This window comes from Aequorivita viscosa, assembly GCF_900106795.1.
Classification (GTDB): Bacteria; Bacteroidota; Bacteroidia; order Flavobacteriales; family Flavobacteriaceae; genus Aequorivita; species Aequorivita viscosa.
In genome coordinates this window covers 17,533-38,029 of record NZ_FNNS01000013.1, presented here as the reverse complement: position 1 = coordinate 38,029, position 20,497 = coordinate 17,533, and the positions used below count along the sequence as shown (strand labels likewise).

General features: G+C 37.1%; 22 protein-coding genes. 14 read left to right on the top strand and 8 right to left on the bottom strand.

All coding sequences use genetic code 11. The annotated features are described in order from the left end of the window. Positions 1–232 precede the first annotated feature (232 nt). The 5 genes from BLW28_RS09000 to gap all read left to right on the top strand — a co-directional run bounded on the left by BLW28_RS09000 (position 233) and on the right by gap (position 4,359). Positions 233–436: a membrane or secreted protein gene (locus BLW28_RS09000; RefSeq protein WP_073218155.1), complete on the top strand. Its 204-nt coding sequence runs from the start codon at positions 233–235 to the stop codon at positions 434–436. Between the two features lie 141 nt (positions 437–577). Further along, positions 578–1,672 carry a glycosyltransferase gene (locus tag BLW28_RS08995; protein WP_073218158.1) on the top strand — a complete coding sequence of 365 codons (1,095 nt, stop codon included), beginning with the start codon at positions 578–580 and terminating at the stop codon, positions 1,670–1,672. Further along, on the top strand, positions 1,663–2,229 hold the full coding sequence (locus BLW28_RS08990) for an RNA polymerase sigma factor (protein ID WP_073218162.1): 567 nt from the start codon (positions 1,663–1,665) through the stop codon (positions 2,227–2,229). Before BLW28_RS08995 ends, BLW28_RS08990 begins: the two co-directional genes overlap by 10 nt. A 242-nt stretch (positions 2,230–2,471) precedes the next feature. Next, entirely contained in the window at positions 2,472–3,344 is an 873-nt protein-coding gene (gene lipA / locus BLW28_RS08985) for a lipoyl synthase (protein ID WP_073218165.1), read from the top strand. Between the two features lie 16 nt (positions 3,345–3,360). Beyond that, positions 3,361–4,359, top strand: a complete 999-nt coding sequence (gap, locus tag BLW28_RS08980; RefSeq protein ID WP_073218168.1) for a type I glyceraldehyde-3-phosphate dehydrogenase — start codon at positions 3,361–3,363, stop codon at positions 4,357–4,359. A 6-nt stretch (positions 4,360–4,365) separates the two neighbouring features. Here the strand turns inward: gap and lpxK are convergent, their stop codons facing one another. Beyond that, a complete protein-coding gene (gene lpxK / locus BLW28_RS08975; protein ID WP_073218171.1) occupies positions 4,366–5,358 on the bottom strand; it encodes a tetraacyldisaccharide 4'-kinase in 993 nt (330 codons plus the stop codon). Between the two features lie 101 nt (positions 5,359–5,459). On the opposite strand from lpxK, the gene BLW28_RS08970 reads away from it, so the two are divergent. From BLW28_RS08970 to BLW28_RS16055, 4 genes are all read left to right on the top strand, one after another. Then, the gene (locus BLW28_RS08970; protein WP_073218174.1) at positions 5,460–6,572 is read left to right on the top strand and encodes a Nif3-like dinuclear metal center hexameric protein; all 1,113 of its coding nucleotides are present in this window, start codon (positions 5,460–5,462) and stop codon (positions 6,570–6,572) included. 5 nt (positions 6,573–6,577) lie between these two features. Continuing rightward, a complete protein-coding gene (locus BLW28_RS08965; RefSeq protein WP_073218176.1) occupies positions 6,578–7,360 on the top strand; it encodes a zinc ribbon domain-containing protein in 783 nt (260 codons plus the stop codon). Positions 7,361–7,464: 104 nt separating this feature from the next. Further along, positions 7,465–8,136: a peptide-methionine (S)-S-oxide reductase MsrA gene (gene msrA / locus BLW28_RS08960; protein WP_073218259.1), complete on the top strand. Its 672-nt coding sequence runs from the start codon at positions 7,465–7,467 to the stop codon at positions 8,134–8,136. Between the two features lie 169 nt (positions 8,137–8,305). After that, positions 8,306–8,437 (top strand): hypothetical protein, encoded by a 132-nt coding sequence (locus tag BLW28_RS16055; RefSeq protein WP_262481106.1) that lies wholly within the window; start codon positions 8,306–8,308, stop codon positions 8,435–8,437. 61 nt (positions 8,438–8,498) lie between these two features. Here the strand turns inward: BLW28_RS16055 and BLW28_RS08955 are convergent, their stop codons facing one another. Further along, on the bottom strand, positions 8,499–8,768 hold the full coding sequence (locus BLW28_RS08955; RefSeq protein WP_073218179.1) for a GNAT family N-acetyltransferase: 270 nt from the start codon (positions 8,766–8,768) through the stop codon (positions 8,499–8,501). 93 nt (positions 8,769–8,861) lie between these two features. Between BLW28_RS08955 and BLW28_RS08950 the strand changes: the two genes are divergently transcribed. The 5 genes from BLW28_RS08950 to BLW28_RS08930 all read left to right on the top strand — a co-directional run bounded on the left by BLW28_RS08950 (position 8,862) and on the right by BLW28_RS08930 (position 14,666). Continuing rightward, positions 8,862–9,587 (top strand): hypothetical protein, encoded by a 726-nt coding sequence (locus tag BLW28_RS08950; RefSeq protein ID WP_073218181.1) that lies wholly within the window; start codon positions 8,862–8,864, stop codon positions 9,585–9,587. 145 nt (positions 9,588–9,732) lie between these two features. After that, positions 9,733–10,998: a kynureninase gene (kynU, locus tag BLW28_RS08945; protein WP_073218184.1), complete on the top strand. Its 1,266-nt coding sequence runs from the start codon at positions 9,733–9,735 to the stop codon at positions 10,996–10,998. 94 nt (positions 10,999–11,092) lie between these two features. Beyond that, on the top strand, positions 11,093–12,520 hold the full coding sequence (locus BLW28_RS08940) for an FAD-dependent oxidoreductase (RefSeq protein WP_073218187.1): 1,428 nt from the start codon (positions 11,093–11,095) through the stop codon (positions 12,518–12,520). 154 nt (positions 12,521–12,674) lie between these two features. After that, complete coding sequence (locus BLW28_RS08935) at positions 12,675–13,124, top strand: RidA family protein (RefSeq protein WP_073218190.1); 450 nt, start codon at positions 12,675–12,677, stop codon at positions 13,122–13,124. Positions 13,125–13,208: 84 nt separating this feature from the next. Beyond that, on the top strand, positions 13,209–14,666 hold the full coding sequence (locus BLW28_RS08930) for an aldehyde dehydrogenase (RefSeq protein ID WP_073218193.1): 1,458 nt from the start codon (positions 13,209–13,211) through the stop codon (positions 14,664–14,666). A 114-nt stretch (positions 14,667–14,780) separates the two neighbouring features. Here the strand turns inward: BLW28_RS08930 and pdxH are convergent, their stop codons facing one another. The 6 genes from pdxH to rpsA all read right to left on the bottom strand — a co-directional run bounded on the left by pdxH (position 14,781) and on the right by rpsA (position 20,434). Beyond that, positions 14,781–15,425 (bottom strand): pyridoxamine 5'-phosphate oxidase, encoded by a 645-nt coding sequence (gene pdxH / locus BLW28_RS08925; protein WP_073218196.1) that lies wholly within the window; start codon positions 15,423–15,425, stop codon positions 14,781–14,783. An 85-nt stretch (positions 15,426–15,510) separates the two neighbouring features. Further along, positions 15,511–16,419 carry a ribonuclease Z gene (locus BLW28_RS08920; protein WP_073218199.1) on the bottom strand — a complete coding sequence of 303 codons (909 nt, stop codon included), beginning with the start codon at positions 16,417–16,419 and terminating at the stop codon, positions 15,511–15,513. 102 nt (positions 16,420–16,521) lie between these two features. Further along, a complete protein-coding gene (locus BLW28_RS08915; protein WP_073218202.1) occupies positions 16,522–16,857 on the bottom strand; it encodes a ribonuclease Z in 336 nt (111 codons plus the stop codon). Then, complete coding sequence (locus BLW28_RS08910; RefSeq protein ID WP_073218262.1) at positions 16,847–17,782, bottom strand: aspartate carbamoyltransferase catalytic subunit; 936 nt, start codon at positions 17,780–17,782, stop codon at positions 16,847–16,849. Before BLW28_RS08910 ends, BLW28_RS08915 begins: the two co-directional genes overlap by 11 nt. 80 nt (positions 17,783–17,862) lie before the next feature. Beyond that, positions 17,863–18,402 carry a bifunctional pyr operon transcriptional regulator/uracil phosphoribosyltransferase PyrR gene (pyrR, locus tag BLW28_RS08905; protein ID WP_073218205.1) on the bottom strand — a complete coding sequence of 180 codons (540 nt, stop codon included), beginning with the start codon at positions 18,400–18,402 and terminating at the stop codon, positions 17,863–17,865. Positions 18,403–18,583: 181 nt separating this feature from the next. After that, complete coding sequence (rpsA, locus tag BLW28_RS08900) at positions 18,584–20,434, bottom strand: 30S ribosomal protein S1 (RefSeq protein WP_073218208.1); 1,851 nt, start codon at positions 20,432–20,434, stop codon at positions 18,584–18,586. Positions 20,435–20,497: the final 63 nt, after the last annotated feature.

The window sequence follows — 20,497 nt, the reverse complement described above, 5'->3', positions numbered from 1 at the left end:
TAAACGGTTATAATTACCACATTGTGAAATAAGCAAAAATCTTATTTGTTTACGCATCGTTAAAGTTTGGAAAATGAAACGAAAATTACCAAAATTCCAAGTAAAACATTTGGAAAGGTTGTATTTTTGCAGTTGAAATCAGCGTTGTGAAACATCAACAATTATTTATAAGAAGTTAACAGCTACTTGAATAGTTTAATGTTCCATAAAACCTTGAAAAACTTATAGACCTATGAAACTGTTTTTGATCACATTTGGATTATTGCTATTAGGGGTAGCAGGTATTGCTATAAAACTTTGGGCAAAAAAAGATGGAAAATTTGCTGGAACTTGTGCTAGCCAAAGTCCCTTTTTAAACAAGGAAGGAGAATCTTGTGGATTTTGCGGAAAAACCCCCGACCAATTCGACACTTGTAAGGACACTTCACATCAATAAATTTCACTCAGAAATTTTCAAGTAAAGTTTCTAAGCTTTGGAGAGCTTTCAGGTTTTAACCTACCAAAGTTTATTAGCTTTTACACTATTGATTTTAATCAAAAAACTTGCCTTTTGGCAGAATCACAATCATAAAACCGTATGATATTACTTTACGTTTTTGGTGCAGTGACGTTGATAAACTGTGCATATTACCTTCTATTCGCCAAATTCTCTTTTTCAAAAATATCGAACAAAACACAATCTGAAGAACAGCCGGTTTCCTTAATTGTCTGTGCAAAAAATGAAGCTGAAAACCTTCAGAAGCACATTCCATTTTGGTTAAATCAAACGTATTCCAATTATGAAATCATTCTTATAAATGACGCTTCTGTTGATGACACTTTAGAAGTTATGGAACATTACGCCGAACAAGATTCGCGCATTCAAATTGTAAACGTAAAGAATAACGAAGCCTTTTGGGGAAATAAAAAATACGCCCTCACTTTAGGTATCAAACGCGCAAAAAATGATAGACTTGTTTTTACCGATGCCGATTGCTATCCTGCCTCAGAAGAGTGGCTTAGCAAAATGGTTGCTAATTTTTCGGATAAAAAACAACTCATTTTAGGCTACGGCGCCTACGAAAGACAACCTGGCTTTTTAAATAAATTAATTCGTTTTGAAACATTAATGACCGCTGTGCAATACTTTTCGTACGCCCAAGCGGGAACTCCGTATATGGGCGTGGGCCGAAATTTAGGATACACCAGTAGGTTATTCTATGAAAAAAACGGGTTTATGAGTCATATAAAAGTTGTTTCTGGCGATGATGATTTATTCGTAAACGAAGCGGCAACATCAGAAAACACCGCAATTTGTATTACTCCAGAAGCTTTCACCTATTCGCTTCCTAAAGAAAAAAGAGAAAAGTGGTTCCGTCAAAAAAGAAGACATTATACCACCGCCAAACTGTACAAACCGATGCATAAATTTCTATTAGGGCTATATTATTTCGCAAACCTATTATTTTGGATTCTCTCTGGAATAATTCTTTTCACTCCGCTTTGGATGTTTGGTTTGGGAATTATCCTAACAAGATTTTTAATTCAGTATACCATCATTGGGAAAGCGGCAGGAAAGCTTAAAGAAAAAGACCTTATTATATTTATTCCTTTCTTTGAATTGTTTTTAATATTAACACAATTGAGTATCTTTATTTCCAACCGCAGTGAAAAAAACACTCAATGGAAATAAACCCTGAAGATATAGCCCTTCAAATTGAAAAAGCCAAAAATGGAAAACAAGATGCGTTTAAGTTTCTTTTAGATTATTTTTGGAATGACGTTTATGGTTTTCAATTAAAAAGGGTTCGTAATGAACACGATGCCGAAGATATTTCCATAGAAACATTTGCAAAAGCATTCGACAAAATTAACAGTTTCGATAGTAAATACACCTTTTCTACTTGGCTTATTACTATTTCTAAAAACATTCAAATAGACCGTACTAGAAAGAAAAATGCATCTATTTATTCTAACACAACAGACACATCGCACGAACAAGTTAGAAAAATTGCAGACCACGCCCCTACTCCCGAAGACAAGCTAATTAAAGAGCAAAACCTTACACAACTTTTACAATACATAAAGCTATTAAAGCCACATTATCAAGACGTTATTAACTTGCGTTATTTCCAAGAAATGAGCTATAACGAGATTGCAGAAAATTTGGAAGAACCATTAAACAATGTAAAGGTAAGGTTACTCCGCGCACGTAAACTGTTGGCTGAAATTATTGTACAGAAAGAATAGCTCTGAAAATTGGCACTTTTTAATATTTCCAATAGGTTTATAAAATAAATTTAAACCAAACGATACTATCAAAAAATGGCAAAAAACGTCTGTAAATTAAAAGCTTGAAGTATCGAATAAGCTGAAAATCAATTTCTTTTAATTGCTGTTGATTTCTCAAAAAATCTTAATAGCAATCAACCTCATTTTCCCTTCTTCTTATTTACTTTTTAGACGTTCTATTTTGTATTTTTGTTACCCATATGAGCACACAAACCATCGCACCTCAAAAACCCGCTCCTAAACCAAAATGGTTACGGGTTAAACTACCCACAGGAAAAAAATATACTGAACTCCGCGGATTAGTTGATAAATACAAACTAAACACAATTTGCACCTCTGGAAGTTGCCCAAATATGGGTGAATGTTGGGGCGAAGGAACCGCAACATTTATGATTTTGGGGAATATTTGCACCCGTTCCTGCGGCTTTTGCGGCGTAAAAACGGGAAGACCTGAAACATTAGATTGGGACGAGCCTGAAAAAGTAGCGCGCTCTATTAAATTAATGAAGATTAAACACGCCGTTATTACTTCTGTGGATAGGGACGATATTAAAGACATGGGCTCCATAATCTGGGCAGAAACCGTTAAGGCTATTCGCAGAATGAACCCTGAAACAACTTTGGAAACGCTGATACCAGATTTTCAAGGAAATACGCGAAACATTGATAGAATAATTGAAGTAAAGCCCGAAATTGTTAGCCACAATATGGAAACAGTGAAGCGCCTTACGAGAGAGGTTCGAATTCAAGCTAAATACGAACGAAGTTTAGAGGTTTTAAATTATTTAAAGCAATCAGGACAACCGAGAACCAAAAGCGGCATCATGTTAGGCTTAGGCGAAAAAGAGCATGAGGTTATACAGACTATGGAAGATTTAAGAACCGTAGGACTTGATATTGTTACAATTGGTCAATATTTACAACCTTCTAAAAAGCATCTACCAGTTCACGAATTTATTACTCCCGAGCAATTCAAAAAATATGAAACTATTGGTCTGGAAATGGGTTTTAGACACGTAGAAAGTGGTGCACTAGTACGTTCTTCATACAGAGCTCAAAAACATCTAACCTAAAAATAAAATTCATATAATGGAAAAGAAGATAACTGTCGGCATAAACGGATTTGGCCGTATTGGTCGAAACCTCTTTAGATTGCTGCTAAATCATCCTTCCATTGAGGTTGTTGCAATAAACGACCTAGCCGATGCAAAAACAATGGCGCATCTCCTCAAATACGATAGTATTCACGGGGTTCTAAAAGAAAATATTTCGGCTACAGAAAATGAAATCCACGTTGGAGAACGAAAATTCACCTTCTCTTCTGTTAAAAATATTGAAGATATACATTGGGAAAATGTTGATGTAGTTATTGAATGTTCAGGAAAATTTAAGCAGAAATCACAACTCAAAAACCATTTAAAAAATGGCGCAAACAAAGTGATTCTTTCTGTCCCTCCTTTAAATGACGATATAAAAACTGTGGTTCTTGGCGTGAATGACGAAATTCTAGAACCCACAGATAACATTATTTCAAATGCGTCTTGTACTACTAACAACTCGGCGCCTATGTTAAAAATTGTAAATGAATTGTGCGGAATTGAACAGGCGTATATTACGACAGTCCATTCATACACGACAGATCAGAGTTTACACGATCAACCACACCGAGATCTGCGTCGAGCACGTGCTGCTGGGCAGTCCATCGTGCCAACAACCACAGGAGCAGCAAAAGCATTAACAAAGATTTTTCCTGAATTGGCAGACGTGATCGGTGGCTGTGGCATTCGGGTTCCGGTTCCAAATGGGTCGCTTACAGACATTACGCTTAATGTAAAAAGAGAAACTAGTATTGAAGAAATAAATAGCGCCTTTAAACACGCTTCGGAACACACAATGAAAGGAATTCTAGAATACACCGAAGACCCAATTGTTTCTATTGATATTGTGGGTAATAGTCACTCCTGTATTTTTGATTCAGAAATGACTTCCGTAATTGGAAAAATGGTTAAGATTATTGGCTGGTACGATAATGAAATCGGTTATTCCTCTAGGATAGTAGATTTGATTGAAAAAGTTTCAAGTAAATAGTCCTGCTTAATTAGCCATTAACTTACTCATAAAATCTTCTGCAGCTCCTTCGAGAAACTCTGTAGCGATAGGCAAATAATATAGTTCTGCTTTTTTTATAACGGGTTGTAGTCGCATAAAATCCTTTTCTGTTGTCAAGATTAAAGCTTCTTGCTCTAATTCTGAGACTTCAGAAGTACTAAAATCGTGATGGTCGCTATAAGCCTTATGATTAAACTTTAAACCCTTAGCTTTTAAAAATGAAACCAGCGGTTTCGGATTCGCAATTCCTGTTACCAAAGTGAAGGTTTTAGCTTTCAAATACTCCAATGTTTCTGAATTATCTTCCTTTTTTATTTCACTTCCATAACCAATTTTAGTAAAAAAAACTTCCTGATATGGTTTTGGATTTAGCCTTTTTCGAATAATCTTCATTTTTGAGTCCTCAAGCGTTTCTGGACATTTTGTAACTATTATAATATCTGCTCGTGCTGCACCTGATTTGGGTTCGCGTAGATTTCCAACAGGTAATATATAATCGTCTACAAATAAATCGCCATAGGATGTAAGCAAAATTGTTTTGGATGGACGTACTTTTCGATGTTGATAAGCGTCGTCAAGTAGCAGTAAGTCTATTGTATTCCTAAGTTTTTCAATTCCCGTTTGTCGATCTTCGCAAACAGCAACCGTTACATCGGGGAATTTTCGCTTAAACTGAAGCGGCTCATCTCCCACTTCCATAACTGTACTGCCAACATGAACCTCTTTATAACCCTTTGTTTTTCGTTTATAGCCTCTACTCAACACTGCTAACTTCCAGTCATTTTTAAGAGATGTTACTAAAAATTCTATCATAGGCGACTTTCCTGTGCCACCAGTTGAAAGGTTTCCTACACAAATTACAGGGAAATTATACGCCTTACTTTGCAACCAACCAAGGTCGTAAAATTTATTGCGGAGTGCAGTAACCCCCCAATAAAGAATAGCAAAAGGAAAAAGTAATTTTCGCAGCAATTTCATTTGACGAATGTACTAAATTCAACTAAAACGAAATGGCTTAAAGTTTAAATAGCTTCTTCAAATTTTGCCTAAAACCTTATCTTTGCCAAAAAAGGAATATTATGATAGTGAAGGACGTTGTAACGTTACTTGAAGAAATTTCTCCCCTTGCCTATTCCGAAGGATTTGACAACACAGGACTACTTGTAGGCGATGAAAAGATGAAGGTTACCGGAATTCTAGTTACCCTCGATACTTTAGAAGCTGTAGTCGACGAAGCTATTGAAAAAGGTTACAACCTTATAGTTAGTTTTCATCCCATTGTTTTTTCGGGATTAAAAAAACTAACGGGCAAGACCTATGTGGAACGTGTAGTGCAAAAAGCTATAAAGCACGATATCGCCATTTTCTCAAACCATACTGCGCTTGACAATGCTTGGAATGGTGTAAACGCTATGATTTGCGAAAAACTCGGTTTGCAAAATAGAAAGGTGCTAATCCCTAAAGATAGCACTATTAAAAAATTAGTCACATTTGTTCCTGTAAATGATGTAGAAAAAGTGAGAAACGCCATATTTGAAGCCGGTGGCGGAAGCATTGGTAATTACGATAAATGCAGTTTCAATACTGAAGGAATTGGAACTTTTAACGGCAATGACAGCTCGAACCCTGTAGTTGGAAAAAAAGGAGTCACCCAATTTGAAAAAGAAGTAAAGCTTGAAATAACATTTGGTAAACACCTACAAAGTAATGTTTTAAAATCATTATTTAACTCACATCCTTATGAAGAAGTTGCATACGAAATCACCACGTTAGAAAACTTCAACCAACATATAGGAATGGGAATGATTGGCGAGTTGAAAGCGCCAATGACCGAAATTGAATTCCTGAAATTTTTAAAAGAGACCATGCGAACCAATTGTGTTCGACATTCTGCCCTATTAAATAAAAGTGTAAAAAAAATCGCAGTTCTTGGCGGAAGCGGAAGTTTTGCCATTAACGCTGCAAAAAGTGCTGGAGCTGATGTATTTATTTCGGCAGATTTCAAGTATCACGACTTTTTTCAAGCCGAAAATAAAATAATTTTAGCCGATATTGGTCATTATGAGAGCGAACAGTTCACAAAAGAGCTCCTATATTCTTTCCTTACAAAAAAAATCACTAATTTTGCACCTGCTTTGCAAAAAGGCATTGCGATATCGGATATAATCACCAACCCTATTAGCTATCTATAAAATTTATGGCAACGAAAACTGAAGTTACTGTTGAAGAAAAGTTAAGAGCACTCTACGACTTACAACTTATCGATTCTAGAATCGACGAAATAAGAAATGTACGCGGAGAGCTTCCTTTGGAAGTTGAAGACCTTGAAGATGAAGTAGCGGGAATGAATACTCGTTTAGAGAAACTCAACACAGATCTTGAAGTTATAGAAGACTTAATCAAGGAAAAGAAAAATAGCATTGAGGAAGCTAATGCTTTGATGAAAAAATATGCTGCGCAACAAGATCACGTTCGCAACAACCGCGAGTACAACTCTTTAAGCAAAGAAATTGAATACCAAGAATTGGAAATCCAACTTGCCGAAAAGAACATCAAAGAATACCGAGCTCAAATTGAGCAAAAAAATCAGGTTATCGAGGAAACAAAAGCGCGCTTTAACGAGCGTTCCGAACACCTTAAGCACAAACAAGACGAACTTGATGAGATTTTAAAAGAAACCGAAAAGGAAGAACAAACCTTAATCAAGGAGTCTGAAAAATTTGAAGCTACCATCGAACCACGTTTGGTTAAAGCTTATAAGAGAATTCGCACCAACGTTAAGAACGGTCTAGCTGTCGTGGCAGTAGAAAGAGGTGCTTCTGGAGGTTCTTTCTTTACTATTCCACCGCAAGTCCAGATGGAAATCGCTGGTCGTAAAAAAATTATTACCGACGAACACAGTGGGCGTATTTTGGTAGATCCAGATCTAGCTAAAGAAGAGCGTGAAAAAATGGACGAATTGTTCGGAAAATTAAAATAAATTATACCTTGTGGTAATTATAACAAAGCCTTCACAATAATGTGGGGGCTTTTTTTGTACATTATTCTAAAATTATTTTTAAATCTATGTTTACACCTGTCCTTATGAAAAAGCACCTCTTTATACTAGCAAGTTTTGTAGTGTTCGCACTTCAAGCGTCCTGCAAACCATCTAATGATTCTAATAAAAAAACAGAAGCATTGGCGCAAGAAACCCAAACACCAGTTCAAACCGAAACTCAAAACGGACTAAAAAAAGCATATTTCGCTAGTGGTTGTTTTTGGTGTGTCGAAGCTATTTACGAAAGCGTAAACGGAGTTACAGAAGCAATATCCGGGTATAGCGGCGGAAAAACGCAAAATCCAACATATAAAAATCACGGAGACCATGCCGAGGCAGTTGAAGTTATTTATGATCCAGAACTTGTAAGTTATAGTCAATTGGTCGATGTATATTTTGGATCACAGAATGTTACACAAGTAAACGGTCAAGGTCCTGATCGTGGATTGTCTTACCGCTCTATTGTCTTTTATCAAAACGAATCCGAAAAAAAGATTATCGATCAAAAGATAGCTGCATTGAATAAAGAATTAGGCGGAAACCAAGTAGCCGCTCAGGTTTTACCTTTTCAGAAATTTTGGATTGCCGAGGCGTACCACCAAAATTACGAACGGAATAATCCTGAAAATCCATACATCCAAAGTGTTTCAATCCCTAGACTCAATAAGTTTAAGGAAAAATTTCCGCAATTACTAAAAGAAGAAAACAGCCATTAAACTCTTCTGTAAACCTTGATTACCAACACAATGACACTTTCACGAAATGCTGTGTTAATTCTAAAAACAATTTAAATATTGGTTGAATAAAGCTAAGATTTGGTTAAAAACAACTAAAGAAAGCTGATTTTTTATACTTTTATAATCTAACCTTTAAAATCAACAAATCATGAAAAAAGTATTATTGGTATTATTTGCAGCAGGTTTATTAGCTACAAGCTTTACAAGCTGTCGTGAAAAAGAAACGGTTGGCGATAAAATTGAAGATGTCGCTGACGACGTAGAAGATGCAATAGATTAATCTAAAGTTACAGTTTGATTAAAAAAGCCCTCAAATTAAGCATTGAGGGCTTTTTTTATGGCTAAGCCAATATCGATTTCCATTCAGGATGCTTGTCTATATACTTTGCTATAAACGGACATTCGGGAATGGCCTTTAACCCGCGTAATTCCATTTGAAGCAATACAGCTTCAATCATTTCACTCCCCACTCCTTTGCCAGCTAACCGTTTATCGACTTCGGTGTGTGTTAATACCAAAACATTGGGCTTCACTTCGTATTCCACAAAAGCCTTATAACCATCAATTTCAGTTTCAAATCTGTTTTTTAATCTGTTATCTTTTACATCCATTGTAATTCAATTTTGTAAATTATTTGCACTTTAAAATTACAAAAAATATAGAAGCCAAAAAGGATTTGCTATTTTTACAAGAAACAATTAGTTATGAAAGCTACCATGTTAGTTCTGATTTTATTCTTCGGAATAATGAGTTGTAAAAATTCTGATAAAAATTATGAAGCACCTTCATCTCTTGAAGCTACAGACGAGATCGAACCTCTCCAAGATTCAAAAATCCCACAAATAGCCCAGAAAATTGCTAAAAGTAATGGATTCGATAACTGGGATAAAATTTCGGAAATAGCCTTTACTTTTAATGTAGACCGAAAAGGCAACCACTTTGAGCGCTCGTGGGTTTGGAACCCAAAGACCAAAGACATCCTTATGATTTCTGATAAAAACGACACCGTAAGTTACAATCGAACAAAAATGGATAGCCTTGCAATAAAAACCGACGCAGCCTTTATAAATGATAAATACTGGTTATTGGCTCCTTTTCAGTTACTGTGGGATGAAAATTTGGAATATACTACACAAGAAACTGCAGTGGCGCCTATTTCCAAAGATACTCTAGGAAAACTTACTATAGTCTATCCAAATGAAGGTGGCTATACGCCCGGCGATGCATACGACTTTTTCTACGATAAAAATCATTTAATAAAAGAATGGAATTATCGTAAAGGAAATACTGCCGAACCGAGCTTATCAACCACTTGGGGAGATTACAAAAATTTTAATGGCGTTGAAATCGCTAGAATGCGGAGAGATAGCACCGGTGATTTTAAACTGTATTTCACAGATATTTCAATTAAAACGGATTCTCAGGATTAGAGCTGTAAGTACATTTAGCCTAAGATTACAGTGGTGGTGGCATAAAATAAACAAATATTAATCCCTATTTTTGTGAAAACAGCTTGAGGTTTTCCTTGATAACGAATCGACACATTTCGCAACGATAAAAATCAATTTTTTCAAAATGTTTCAAAACACTTTAGAATACGCTAAAAAACAAGATGCTAATGACCCTTTGGCATCTTTCAGAAATAAATTTCATATCCCTAAAGATACGAAAGGAAATGAACTAGTTTATCTCTGCGGAAATTCACTGGGATTACAACCTAAAATCACTTCAGAATATATAAGTGAATCGCTTACAGATTGGGCAAATCTGGGCGTTGATGGACATACTGAAGCAAAACACCCTTGGCTTCCATACCACGAATTCTTAACCGAAAACATGGCAAAAATCGTAGGCGCAAAACCTTCAGAAGTTGTCGTTATGAATACGTTGACGACTAATCTTCATTTAATGATGGTTTCATTCTTTCAGCCTACCAAAACTAAATATAAAATTGTGGTTGAAAGCGATGCTTTTCCAAGTGATAAATATGCGGTTGAAAGTCAATTGAAATTTCACGGAATCGACCCAAAACAAGGTTTGATTCAATGGGCGCCTAGAGAAGATGAAGACCTTTGCCGATTTGAGGATTTGGAAGAAATTATGAAAAATCAAGGAGACGAGATTGCTTTGTTGATGATTGGCAGCACTAATTATTATACTGGTCAATCATTTCCATTAAAAAAAATCACGGAACTTGGTCATAAATACGGGTGTATGGTGGGTTTTGACTTAGCACACGGGGCAGGGAACATACAACCTAATCTTCACGATTCGGGTGCCGATTTTGCGGTTTGGTGTTCGTATAAATACTTAAACAGTGGCCCTGGAAGTTTGGGAGGTTGTTTTGTTCACGAACGCCACGCTAACAATAAAGAACTCAATCGCTTTGCCGGTTGGTGGGGACACAACAAGAAAACGCGTTTCAACATGCGAAAGGATTTCGACGCTTTACCCGGCGCAGAAGGTTGGCAGCTTAGCAATCCCCCGATTTTATCAATGGCAGCAATTAGAGCCTCATTAGACACATTTGCTGAGGCTGGATTTGAGAATCTTCTTAAGAAATCTGAAAAACTTACAGGCTACTTAGAATTTCTCCTCGACGAAATGCAGAACGATGCTATTAGAGTAATAACTCCCAGAAATCCTGAAGAACGCGGCTGTCAACTTTCGATTCAAGTAAAAAATGCCGATAAACAATTATTTACTAAACTAACCGAAGCTGGAGTCATTAGCGATTGGCGCGAACCAGATGTTATCCGCATTGCCCCTGCCCCACTTTATAACAATTTTGAAGACGTATATAAGTTTTCAGAAAAATTGAAGAAAGTATTGAAGAAATGACTTAAGACTTATTGACATCGGACGTAGGACAAAAAATCTGTAATATTTGTCCTTAGTCTTAAGTCCTAACGTCTTACGTCTAAAGAAATAAAATATGAGCAAAAACCAAAACATACTTATAATAGGTGCAGGCCTCTGCGGAAGCTTGCTAGCCTTACGTTTAGCACAACACGGATTCAATATAACTTTAGTAGAAAAAAGACCTGATTTACGAAAGTTTAGTTTAGATGCTGGACGCTCTATAAATTTAGCTTTAAGCGATCGCGGCCTGCGAGGTTTACGCCTAGCTGGAGTTGAAGAAGCCGCACAAGAACTCTTGATTCCTATGACAGGACGAATGATTCACGAGAAATCGGGAAACACTTTTCTGAGTCCGTATAGTGGTAGAGAAGACGAATATATAAACTCTGTTTCTCGACCTGGATTGAATAAACTGCTGCTCAACGAGGCCGAAAAAATGCCTAATGTTAAAATAGTTTTCAATCAAACGTGCACGGAAGTAGATTTCGATACACCTTCAGCCACTTTCGAAGATTTTGAATCTGGTGAAAAATCTACTTATTCCGCAGATGTGATTTTCGGGACCGACGGTGCTGGCTCTGTGGTTCGAGCAAATATGATTCACGACAAATCATTTCTTCTCAACATTTCTCAACAATGGTTAGGGCATGGGTATAAGGAATTAGAAATTCCTCCAGCAGAAAATGCGGGATATCGAACTTACAAAAATGCCCTTCACATTTGGCCGCGAGGCGAAGATATGCTTATAGCGCTACCAAATTTGGATGGCAGTTTTACGGTAACACTCTTTCTTCCATATAAAAACAGCGATTATTGCTTTGAAAATCTAACAACTCCTGAAATGGTACAGGAATATTTTCAAAAGGAGTTTCCTGATGTATTGGAGTTAATTCCAAATTTGACTGAAGAATTTTTTAATAATCCTATTGGCGCAATGGGAACCGTAAAGTGTGATCCTTGGCACCGATTCGGAAAAACGTTACTTATGGGCGATGCTGCTCACGCAATGGTTCCGTTTTATGGTCAAGGAATGAACGCCAGTTTTGAAGATGTCGCGGTTTTTGATGAGATTCTTTTAAAGCATAAAGATTCATTAAATACAGGTGATACTTCCTGGAAAACCATTTTTGACGAATATGAAAAAGTTCGTAAAAAAGATGCCGATGCCATAGGCGAACTCGCTGTTGACAATTTTGATGAAATGAAAGCCCATACGGGAATGGAATTATTTCAAAAGAAAAGAAAGCTGGAAACTGCTTTTGAAGCCGAATTTCCTCAAGATTATTACAGCAAATACTCACTGGTCACTTTTAAAGAAGACCTCTCCTATTCTGAAGCAAAACGACAAGGAAGAGCACAAGACAAAGCCATTTTGAGTTTGCTACACAACGGGAAACTAGAAGAAAGCATGACGTTAAAGGAAAAGCTGGAAATAGTCAAAAAACAAACTCAGCGTATTCTTAATGAAAGTGAAATGGACGATTATTTAAAATTAAAGTAGTCGTGATGAGTTTGTTGAACTGTGCTTTTGCTCTTTCAATAAACTTATTATAAGTCTAAATACTGAATAATTATAAATTAAGAAGGTTGTTCATCATCTGTCTGATAAATGAAAACCTCGCCAGGTAATCAATAAAATTTGAAAAATATTAATTATGAGCAATGACAAAAAAGATTCCCGCCTTCACGGGAATTTAGTTGAAGGTAAAGCAACTCCGCGCGGTGCATTTCCACACATTAAGCGTGCGGGTGATTTTCTTTTTGTAAGTGGTACTAGTTCGCGCTTGCCCGATAACACCTTTGCTGGAGTCAATAAAGTTGACGAATTAGGTACAATGTATTTCGATATTCGAGAGCAAACGCGCGCAGTCCTTGAGAACATTAAAGATTATCTTGCAACCGAAGGCGCTACAATGGCCGATGTTGTTGATGTTACTAGTTTTTTGGTAAATATGAATGACTTTGGAGGCTACAATGAAGTATATGCTGAATATTTTGATAAAGAAACAGGACCCGCACGAACAACCGTTGCTGTACATCAATTACCACATCCACATTTAGTTGTTGAAATTAAGGCGATGGCTTATTCTCCTTTGAAAAAGTAGCAGTAATCAGTAACAGTAGGCAGTCGAAAGACCTCACAGGTTTTTGAAACCTGTGAGGTCTGAATCCAAAATAATATAAAGACTTTGAAAATCCTAAACTACATAAACGGCGAATACGTTGAACCTGTGTCAAAAAAATGGTTGGATAATTACAATCCTTCCAATGGCGAAGTGTATTCACAAATAGCGAATTCAAATTCCGAAGATATTGAAACCGCGTATCAAGCTGCAGCAGCTGCATTTCCTAAATGGAGCAATACAACCATTGATGAGCGCAGTATAATTCTGTTGAAAATTGCAGATTTGATTGCCGAAAACCTAGACAAGTTAGCCGAAGCCGAAGCGAAAGACAATGGGAAACCGCTTAGTTTAGCATCTGCTGTAGATATTCCTAGGGCCTCTGCCAACTTCAGGTTTTTTGGAAATGCAATCACCCAATTTGCAAGTGAAGCGCACGAAAGTGTCGGATTGAATACAATAAATTACACTTTGCGCCAACCTTTAGGGGTTGTTGGCTGTATTTCGCCTTGGAACCTGCCACTCTATTTGTTCACTTGGAAAATCGCGCCAGCAATTGCGGCAGGAAACACTGTGGTTGCGAAACCCAGTGAAATAACTCCGATGACAGCGTTTCTTTTAGGCGAAATATGCACAGAAGCAGGTTTGCCAAAAGGGGTTTTAAATATTGTTCACGGCTCTGGTCCTTCTGCTGGACAGGCTATTGTTGAACATCCAAATATTAATGCTATTTCGTTTACTGGTGGCACAAAAACTGGCGAACATATTGCCAGAACTGCGGGGCCGATGTTTAAAAAATTGTCGTTGGAATTGGGCGGGAAAAACCCCAACCTTATTTTTGCCGACTGCAATTACGACAAAATGCTCAAAGAAACTGTGCGTTCTTCTTTCGCGAACCAAGGACAGATTTGCCTTTGTGGCAGTAGGATTTACGTAGAAAAACCCATTTACGACAAGATCAAAAAAGATTTTGTCGAAAAAGTGAAACAATTAAAAGTGGGAAACCCTTTTGATGAGGATACGAATTTAGGTGCATTGGTTTCAAAAGAACATTTGGAAAAAGTAGAATCGTATATACAACTTGCAGAAAAAGAAGGTGGAAAAATCCTTTTCGGAGGAAACCGAGTGAGAATCAAAGGGCTGGAAAACGGATATTATCTAGAACCAACCGTTATCGAGGTTTTCGACAATGAATGTCGCGTAAATCAAGAAGAAATATTTGGTCCAGTAGTAACGATTATGCCTTTTAAAACCGAAGAAGAAGCCCTGCAAATGGCTAACTCAGTCAAATATGGTCTTTCTGCTACACTATGGACTACAGATTTAAACCGGACGATGCGAATCTCTAAAGGAATTGAATCAGGAATTGTTTGGGTAAACACTTGGCTCAATCGTGATTTACGAACTCCATTTGGCGGAATGAAAGCCAGCGGCCTAGGTCGCGAAGGTGGTTTTGAAGCGCTAAAGTTTTTCACGGAACAGAAGAATGTTTGTATTAGATATGAAGGCTTCGATACAAATTAGAACGCCTCTTCACGCTGAAATCTACTAAGAGCTGCGGATTATAACAGAAACTTTGTCAAAATTTTGAACTTTGTCAAAGTTGTGGGGCTTGCAACCTGAAACTTGAAACCGTTTTTACGGCGCCAAACGCTCAATAACCCAATCATACTCTTTTAAGGTATAGCGAATCCTGTCGTGTAAGCGATTTGCCCTTCCTTGCCAAAATTCAATAGAGACTGGTCTAATCAAGAATCCTCCCCACTCTTTCGGTTTTGGAACCTCCTTGTTTTCATATTCCTTTTCAAGCTCGCTAAGATTTTTCTCTAATATTTCACGGGAAGCCACGGGACTACTTTGAGGCGACACCATTGCCCCTAGTTGACTTCCTTTAGGACGCGAATGAAAGTAATTGGTAGAATCTGCTTCGGATGTTTTTTCTGCTATTCCTTTAATAAGAATTTGACGTTCCATTTTTGGCCAGAAAAAAGAAAGTGAAACCTTGTTGTTTTGAGTTATAGCCTTTCCTTTCTCGCTGTTGTAATTAGTATAAAAATAGAATCCGTTTTCGTCATATTTCTTCAAGAGTACTACTCTACCCTTTGGGAAACCATCAACACCCACGGTAGAAATCGTCATTGCGTTTACTTCGTCAACAGAATTACTGTCTTGCACTTCAAAAAACCAAGTGCGAAATTGCTGCATCGGATTTTCGTGAACAGATGTTTCTGAAAGCACGGCTTTTTCGTAAGATTTTCGATAATTATATAGTTTTTCTTCCATTGCTTTTTATTGGCAATTTACGAGTTATTATCGTTTTTTCAATCTGAAGAAGCTTCAAAAACATAATAATTCAATCCAAAAATTACTACTTGAACTGAAAAACCTTCCCATCTTCGGCCAACAGCACATTATCGAAAAATTCTTTAGCTTCACTTCTAAAAAGCTCCAAATTATTATAGCGCCCAGAGTAATGACCGAGAATCAAAGTTCCTACTTGTGCATCCTTAGCAATCATTCCCGCTTCTTTAGCTGTGCTGTGCTTGGTTTTTACGCAGAGTTCTTGGTGCACGTTTAAAAACGTAGATTCATGATATAAAACCGTTGTGTTGGATATCTGAGGCACCATTTTGGGGCTGTAAACAGTATCGCTGCAAAATGCATACGATTTTGGTGTAGGAGGATCAAAAGTTATCTGAGCATTTGGTATCAATTTACCATCTTGATTTTCTACATCAAATCCGCTTTTAATCTTGTTGTAATAACTCAAATCGATATTTGCTTCTTTAGCAGCTTCAATATTAAGTTTTCGGTCTCCTAATTTTTCTTTAAATAGAAATCCATTGGTATAAACCCTGTGAATTAGAGGAATAGTCTCTACAGTAACTTTTTCATCTTCGTAAATCAATTGCGTTGAAGTGGCTTCCAATTCGTGAAAATAGAGCGGAAATTTAGTGCGGGACTTTCCTAATTTTAAAAGCAATAAAATGGCTTCTTTAATACCTTTAGGACCGTAAATATGCATTTCGGCTTCTCTTCCCATTAAGTGAAAAGTAGAAATAAGCCCAGGCAATCCAAAAAAATGATCTCCGTGCAAATGCGAAATAAAAATGTGCTTGACTCTCGAAAACTTAACCTTGTACTTTCTTAATTGAACTTGGGTTCCTTCGCCACAATCAATCAAAAACAGATGCCCTTTCATTTCCAACACCTGCGCTGTAGGATGAGCGGAAATTTTGGGCGTAGCAGCGTGGCATCCGAGGATTGTTAAGTTCATAAATCAGTATTCAGTGGGCAGTTGCAGTTTGCAGTTGTGTCAGTTTAAAGTGGTCTGTGATTATAAGTAATACTGCCACTGCAAACTGTTACTGTTGACTTTTTAAAACCCAAGATCTCTTTCTATTTCTTCCATTTCGATAATGTCTCCTGCTTCTTGAAGGGTTGGAACAACAATCATTTCGTACGGAATTTCATCCATAGATATTGCATCATTCACAATTACAAAAGAATGTTTCGTTTTTCGGTGAAGATTGGAAACCTTCAGGAACAATAAAAGTTCGTTGAGCTCCAAGGAGTCGTATTTCAAAAGGTTCAACACCACATTTTGCCCCTTGTATTTTGAAGGCACTTGCGATTCTATAAAGGTTGCAAAACTTGAAATGTCGTTCTTTTCATCCTCAAGAACAACATAGTCTGGATGATTGTTAATCTTCATTATGTTTAATTTTTGAAGCTAATAAATATATTACCGCCATTCGGATGGCTACACCGTTTTGAACCTGTTCCAAAATAATAGATTGCTTGCTATCGGCAACGTCACTTGTAATTTCCACTCCACGGTTTATCGGACCTGGGTGCATAACGACTATTTCTTTGCTTAGTGAATCGAGCAAGGCTTTATTCAGTCCGAATTGTTGAGTGTATTCTCGCGTGGTTGGAAAATAACTGATGTCCATACGTTCATTTTGAACACGAAGCATATTGGCTACATCGCACCATTCTAACGCCTTTCTTAACTTAGGCTCAAAAGAAACACCTAACTTATCTATAAACTTAGGCATAAGAGTTTTAGGGCCACACACTTTAACCAAAGCTCCAAGCTTCTGAAGTGCAAAAATATTTGATAATGCAACTCTGGAATGTAGAATATCTCCAATTATTACCACCTTTTTACCAGCAACATCACCTAGTTTTTCACGAATGGAATAGGTATCTAACAAGGCTTGTGTAGGATGTTCATGTGCGCCATCTCCAGCATTTACTATACTCGCCTTAACGTGTTTTGAAAGAAACACTCCAGCGCCTGGATTTGGATGCCGCATTACAACCATATCCACTTTCATTGAAAGGATATTATTTACTGTATCAATTAGGGTTTCGCCTTTTGAAACTGAAGAACTTGAAGATGCAAAATTAATTACATCGGCTGAAAGTCGTTTTTCTGCAAGTTCAAAAGAGAGTTTTGTTCGGGTACTGTTTTCGAAAAATAAATTGGCTATTGTGATGTCTCGCAGGGAAGGCACTTTTTTTATTGGTCTATTAATTACCTCTTTAAAATGATCTGCCGTTTCAAAAATAAGCTGAATATCGGCTTCGGTAATGTATTTTATTCCCAGTAAGTGGTTTACACTTAATTCCATTTTTTGGTTTTCAGTTTTCAAGCTCAAGGTTGTAGGCGAATTAATACGCTACATTTTTGATTTCAATATTGATTTCGTTTTCAATTTTTCACTAAATATACAGCGTCTTCCCCATCGTTCTCTTTCCAAGAAACTCTCACCTTTTCGCCATCAATAGCATCTACTTGCCTGCCTCGATAGTCTGGTTGAATTGGCAAATGGCGACTGAAACGTCGATCAATTAGAGTTAGTAATTCAATTTCCAATGGCCTACCGAATGATTGAATTGCGGTAAGTGCAGAACGAATGCTTCGTCCGGTGAAAAGCACATCGTCAATAAAAACAACTCTTTTATCTTCAACAATAAAGATTATACTTGTTTTATTGGCTTCAAGGGGCTTGTTACTTCTTCTAAAATCGTCTCTGTAGAAAGTAATGTCTAAATAACCGAGTTTGATGTTTTCTATATCATACTCTTCCTCGAGCAATGTTTTTAATCTTTCGGCCAAGAAAACCCCTCTCGGCTGAAGACCAATTAGCACTGTATTGGAGAAATCGTCGTGATTTTCAATCAATTGACAAGCCAAGCGATTCAGCGCAATGTTTATCTCGGTTGCGTTCAGTAACACTTTTTGGCTCATAGAAATTCTGAATAGGATTCAGCAGTCAAAAATACGATTTTTTTACGTTCAAAAAAGGCAGTTTGTAAAATTGTTAAAAACAGATTTTGGATAGAGAGGTACTGTTCAAGTAATAATAAATAGACTACAAAAAAAAGCCTCTCGTTTCCGAAAGGCTTTTCATTATTTATAAATGCAACGATTATTTTTTACCGTCCATTTTATCTTTAAGCGCTTGAAGGGCAGAGTTTGCGTCACCAAGAGTTGGTTTTGCTTCTGCTTCGGCTGCTACTTGTTTTTTAACAGCTTCTTTTACAATCTTAGCTTCTTCTTCTTTGTGAATTACCATATGCGAAGCAACCACTTTTTTGAATTCTTTGTTGAACTCAATAATTTGGAATTCAGCTTCTTCACCTTTAGTCAACATAGAACCATCTTCTTTTTCAAGGTGACGGTTTGGTATGAAGGCAGTAATATCATCATTGAAGTTGATAGTAGCTCCTTTGTCTACCATTTCATCAATAGTAGCCGTGTGCTTAGTTCCTAATGCGAATTCAGCTTCATACTTATCCCAAGGATTTTCCTCAGTTTGCTTGTGACCTAAACTTAGTTTACGCCCATCAACATCTAATTCTAATACAACCACTTCTAGCGTGTCACCAATATTGGTAAACTCGCTTGGGTGCTTGATTTTCTTAGTCCAAGAAAGATCGCTAATGTAGATAAGACCGTCAATACCTTCTTCTAGCTCAACAAAAACGCCGAAGTTAGTGAAGTTGCGAACAATACCTTTGTGGCGTGAACCAACTGGGTATTTTGTAGTAATATCAGTCCATGGGTCTGGAGTCATTTGTTTGATTCCAAGGCTCATTTTACGCTCTTCTTTGTCCATTGTTAGAACAACAGCTTCAACTTCATCTCCTACTTTTACGAAATCTTGTGCGCTACGTAAGTGTGTAGACCAAGACATTTCGCTAACGTGGATAAGACCTTCAACACCTTCAGCAACTTCAACAAACGCACCGTAGTCTGCAATAACAACTACTTTACCTTTTACTTTATCGCCTACTTTTAACTCATCACCAAGAGCTTCCCAAGGGTGAGGGTTAAGTTGCTTAAGACCTAATTGGATACGTGTTTTATCTTCATCGAAATCAAGAATTACAACGTTCAATTTTTGATCAAGTTCAACGATCTCATTTGGATGGTTGATACGTGACCAAGAAAGGTCTGTAATATGTACAAGTCCATCAACACCACCAAGATCAACAAATACTCCGTATGAAGTGATGTTTTTAACAACACCTTCAAGTACTTGACCTTTTTCAAGCTGCCCGATGATTTCTTTTTTCTGCTCTTCGATATCCGCTTCAATAAGCGCTTTATGAGAAACAACAACGTTTTTAAACTCGTGGTTGATTTTAACAACTTTGAATTCCATTGTTTTACCAACATACATATCGTAATCGCGGATTGGCTTAACGTCAATTTGCGATCCTGGTAAGAAAGCTTCGATACCGAAAACATCTACGATCATACCACCTTTTGTACGGCATTTTACGTATCCATTTACGATTGTAGCTTCGTCGTGAGCAGCATTTACGCGATCCCACGCCTTGATAGTTCTTGCTTTACGGTGGCTAAGGATAAGCTGACCTGTACTGTCCTCACGAACATCGATCAATACTTCTACCTTGTCTCCAACTTTTAAATCTGGATTGTAACGGAATTCGTTTAATGAAACAACACCTTCACTTTTCGCGTTGATGTCGATAATAGCATCACGATCTGTAATATAAACTACAGTTCCTTCAACAACTTCATCATCAAGTGTGTCAACGAAATTTTCCTTTACTAATTTTTCAAATTCTTCTAGTTTACCATCGTCGATAGGATCAATTCCTTCTTCGTAGTTGTGCCAGTTGAACTCTTCTAGAAATTTTTCTGGGTTGCTTTCTTTTAATGAAACTTCCCTTTGAGGTTTTGTAGCTACCTCGTTTTGAGTTGCAGTATCTTCTACTTGCACTTCTTCTTTGTTTGCTTTATCAGCCATTTGTTTGTAAAATTGATTTCTGAGCCCTCAAGATTGAGACACCTTAAAAATCAACGTTTTGTA

Coding starts and splice junctions, on each gene's coding strand:
- BLW28_RS16055 (WP_262481106.1), top strand. CDS start 8,306: ATGAAAAAAGTATTATTGGTATTATTTGCAGCAGGTTTATTAGCTACA.
- BLW28_RS08970 (WP_073218174.1), top strand. CDS start 5,460: ATGATAGTGAAGGACGTTGTAACGTTACTTGAAGAAATTTCTCCCCTT.
- BLW28_RS08935 (WP_073218190.1), top strand. CDS start 12,675: ATGAGCAATGACAAAAAAGATTCCCGCCTTCACGGGAATTTAGTTGAA.
- BLW28_RS08910 (WP_073218262.1), bottom strand. CDS start 17,782: ATGGAATTAAGTGTAAACCACTTACTGGGAATAAAATACATTACCGAA.
- BLW28_RS08965 (WP_073218176.1), top strand. CDS start 6,578: ATGGCAACGAAAACTGAAGTTACTGTTGAAGAAAAGTTAAGAGCACTC.
- lpxK (WP_073218171.1), bottom strand. CDS start 5,358: ATGAAATTGCTGCGAAAATTACTTTTTCCTTTTGCTATTCTTTATTGG.
- BLW28_RS08950 (WP_073218181.1), top strand. CDS start 8,862: ATGAAAGCTACCATGTTAGTTCTGATTTTATTCTTCGGAATAATGAGT.
- BLW28_RS09000 (WP_073218155.1), top strand. CDS start 233: ATGAAACTGTTTTTGATCACATTTGGATTATTGCTATTAGGGGTAGCA.
- BLW28_RS08955 (WP_073218179.1), bottom strand. CDS start 8,768: ATGGATGTAAAAGATAACAGATTAAAAAACAGATTTGAAACTGAAATT.
- msrA (WP_073218259.1), top strand. CDS start 7,465: ATGAAAAAGCACCTCTTTATACTAGCAAGTTTTGTAGTGTTCGCACTT.
- BLW28_RS08920 (WP_073218199.1), bottom strand. CDS start 16,419: ATGAACTTAACAATCCTCGGATGCCACGCTGCTACGCCCAAAATTTCC.
- BLW28_RS08915 (WP_073218202.1), bottom strand. CDS start 16,857: ATGAAGATTAACAATCATCCAGACTATGTTGTTCTTGAGGATGAAAAG.
- pyrR (WP_073218205.1), bottom strand. CDS start 18,402: ATGAGCCAAAAAGTGTTACTGAACGCAACCGAGATAAACATTGCGCTG.
- gap (WP_073218168.1), top strand. CDS start 3,361: ATGGAAAAGAAGATAACTGTCGGCATAAACGGATTTGGCCGTATTGGT.
- kynU (WP_073218184.1), top strand. CDS start 9,733: ATGTTTCAAAACACTTTAGAATACGCTAAAAAACAAGATGCTAATGAC.
- lipA (WP_073218165.1), top strand. CDS start 2,472: ATGAGCACACAAACCATCGCACCTCAAAAACCCGCTCCTAAACCAAAA.
- pdxH (WP_073218196.1), bottom strand. CDS start 15,425: ATGGAAGAAAAACTATATAATTATCGAAAATCTTACGAAAAAGCCGTG.
- BLW28_RS08995 (WP_073218158.1), top strand. CDS start 578: ATGATATTACTTTACGTTTTTGGTGCAGTGACGTTGATAAACTGTGCA.
- rpsA (WP_073218208.1), bottom strand. CDS start 20,434: ATGGCTGATAAAGCAAACAAAGAAGAAGTGCAAGTAGAAGATACTGCA.
- BLW28_RS08990 (WP_073218162.1), top strand. CDS start 1,663: ATGGAAATAAACCCTGAAGATATAGCCCTTCAAATTGAAAAAGCCAAA.
- BLW28_RS08940 (WP_073218187.1), top strand. CDS start 11,093: ATGAGCAAAAACCAAAACATACTTATAATAGGTGCAGGCCTCTGCGGA.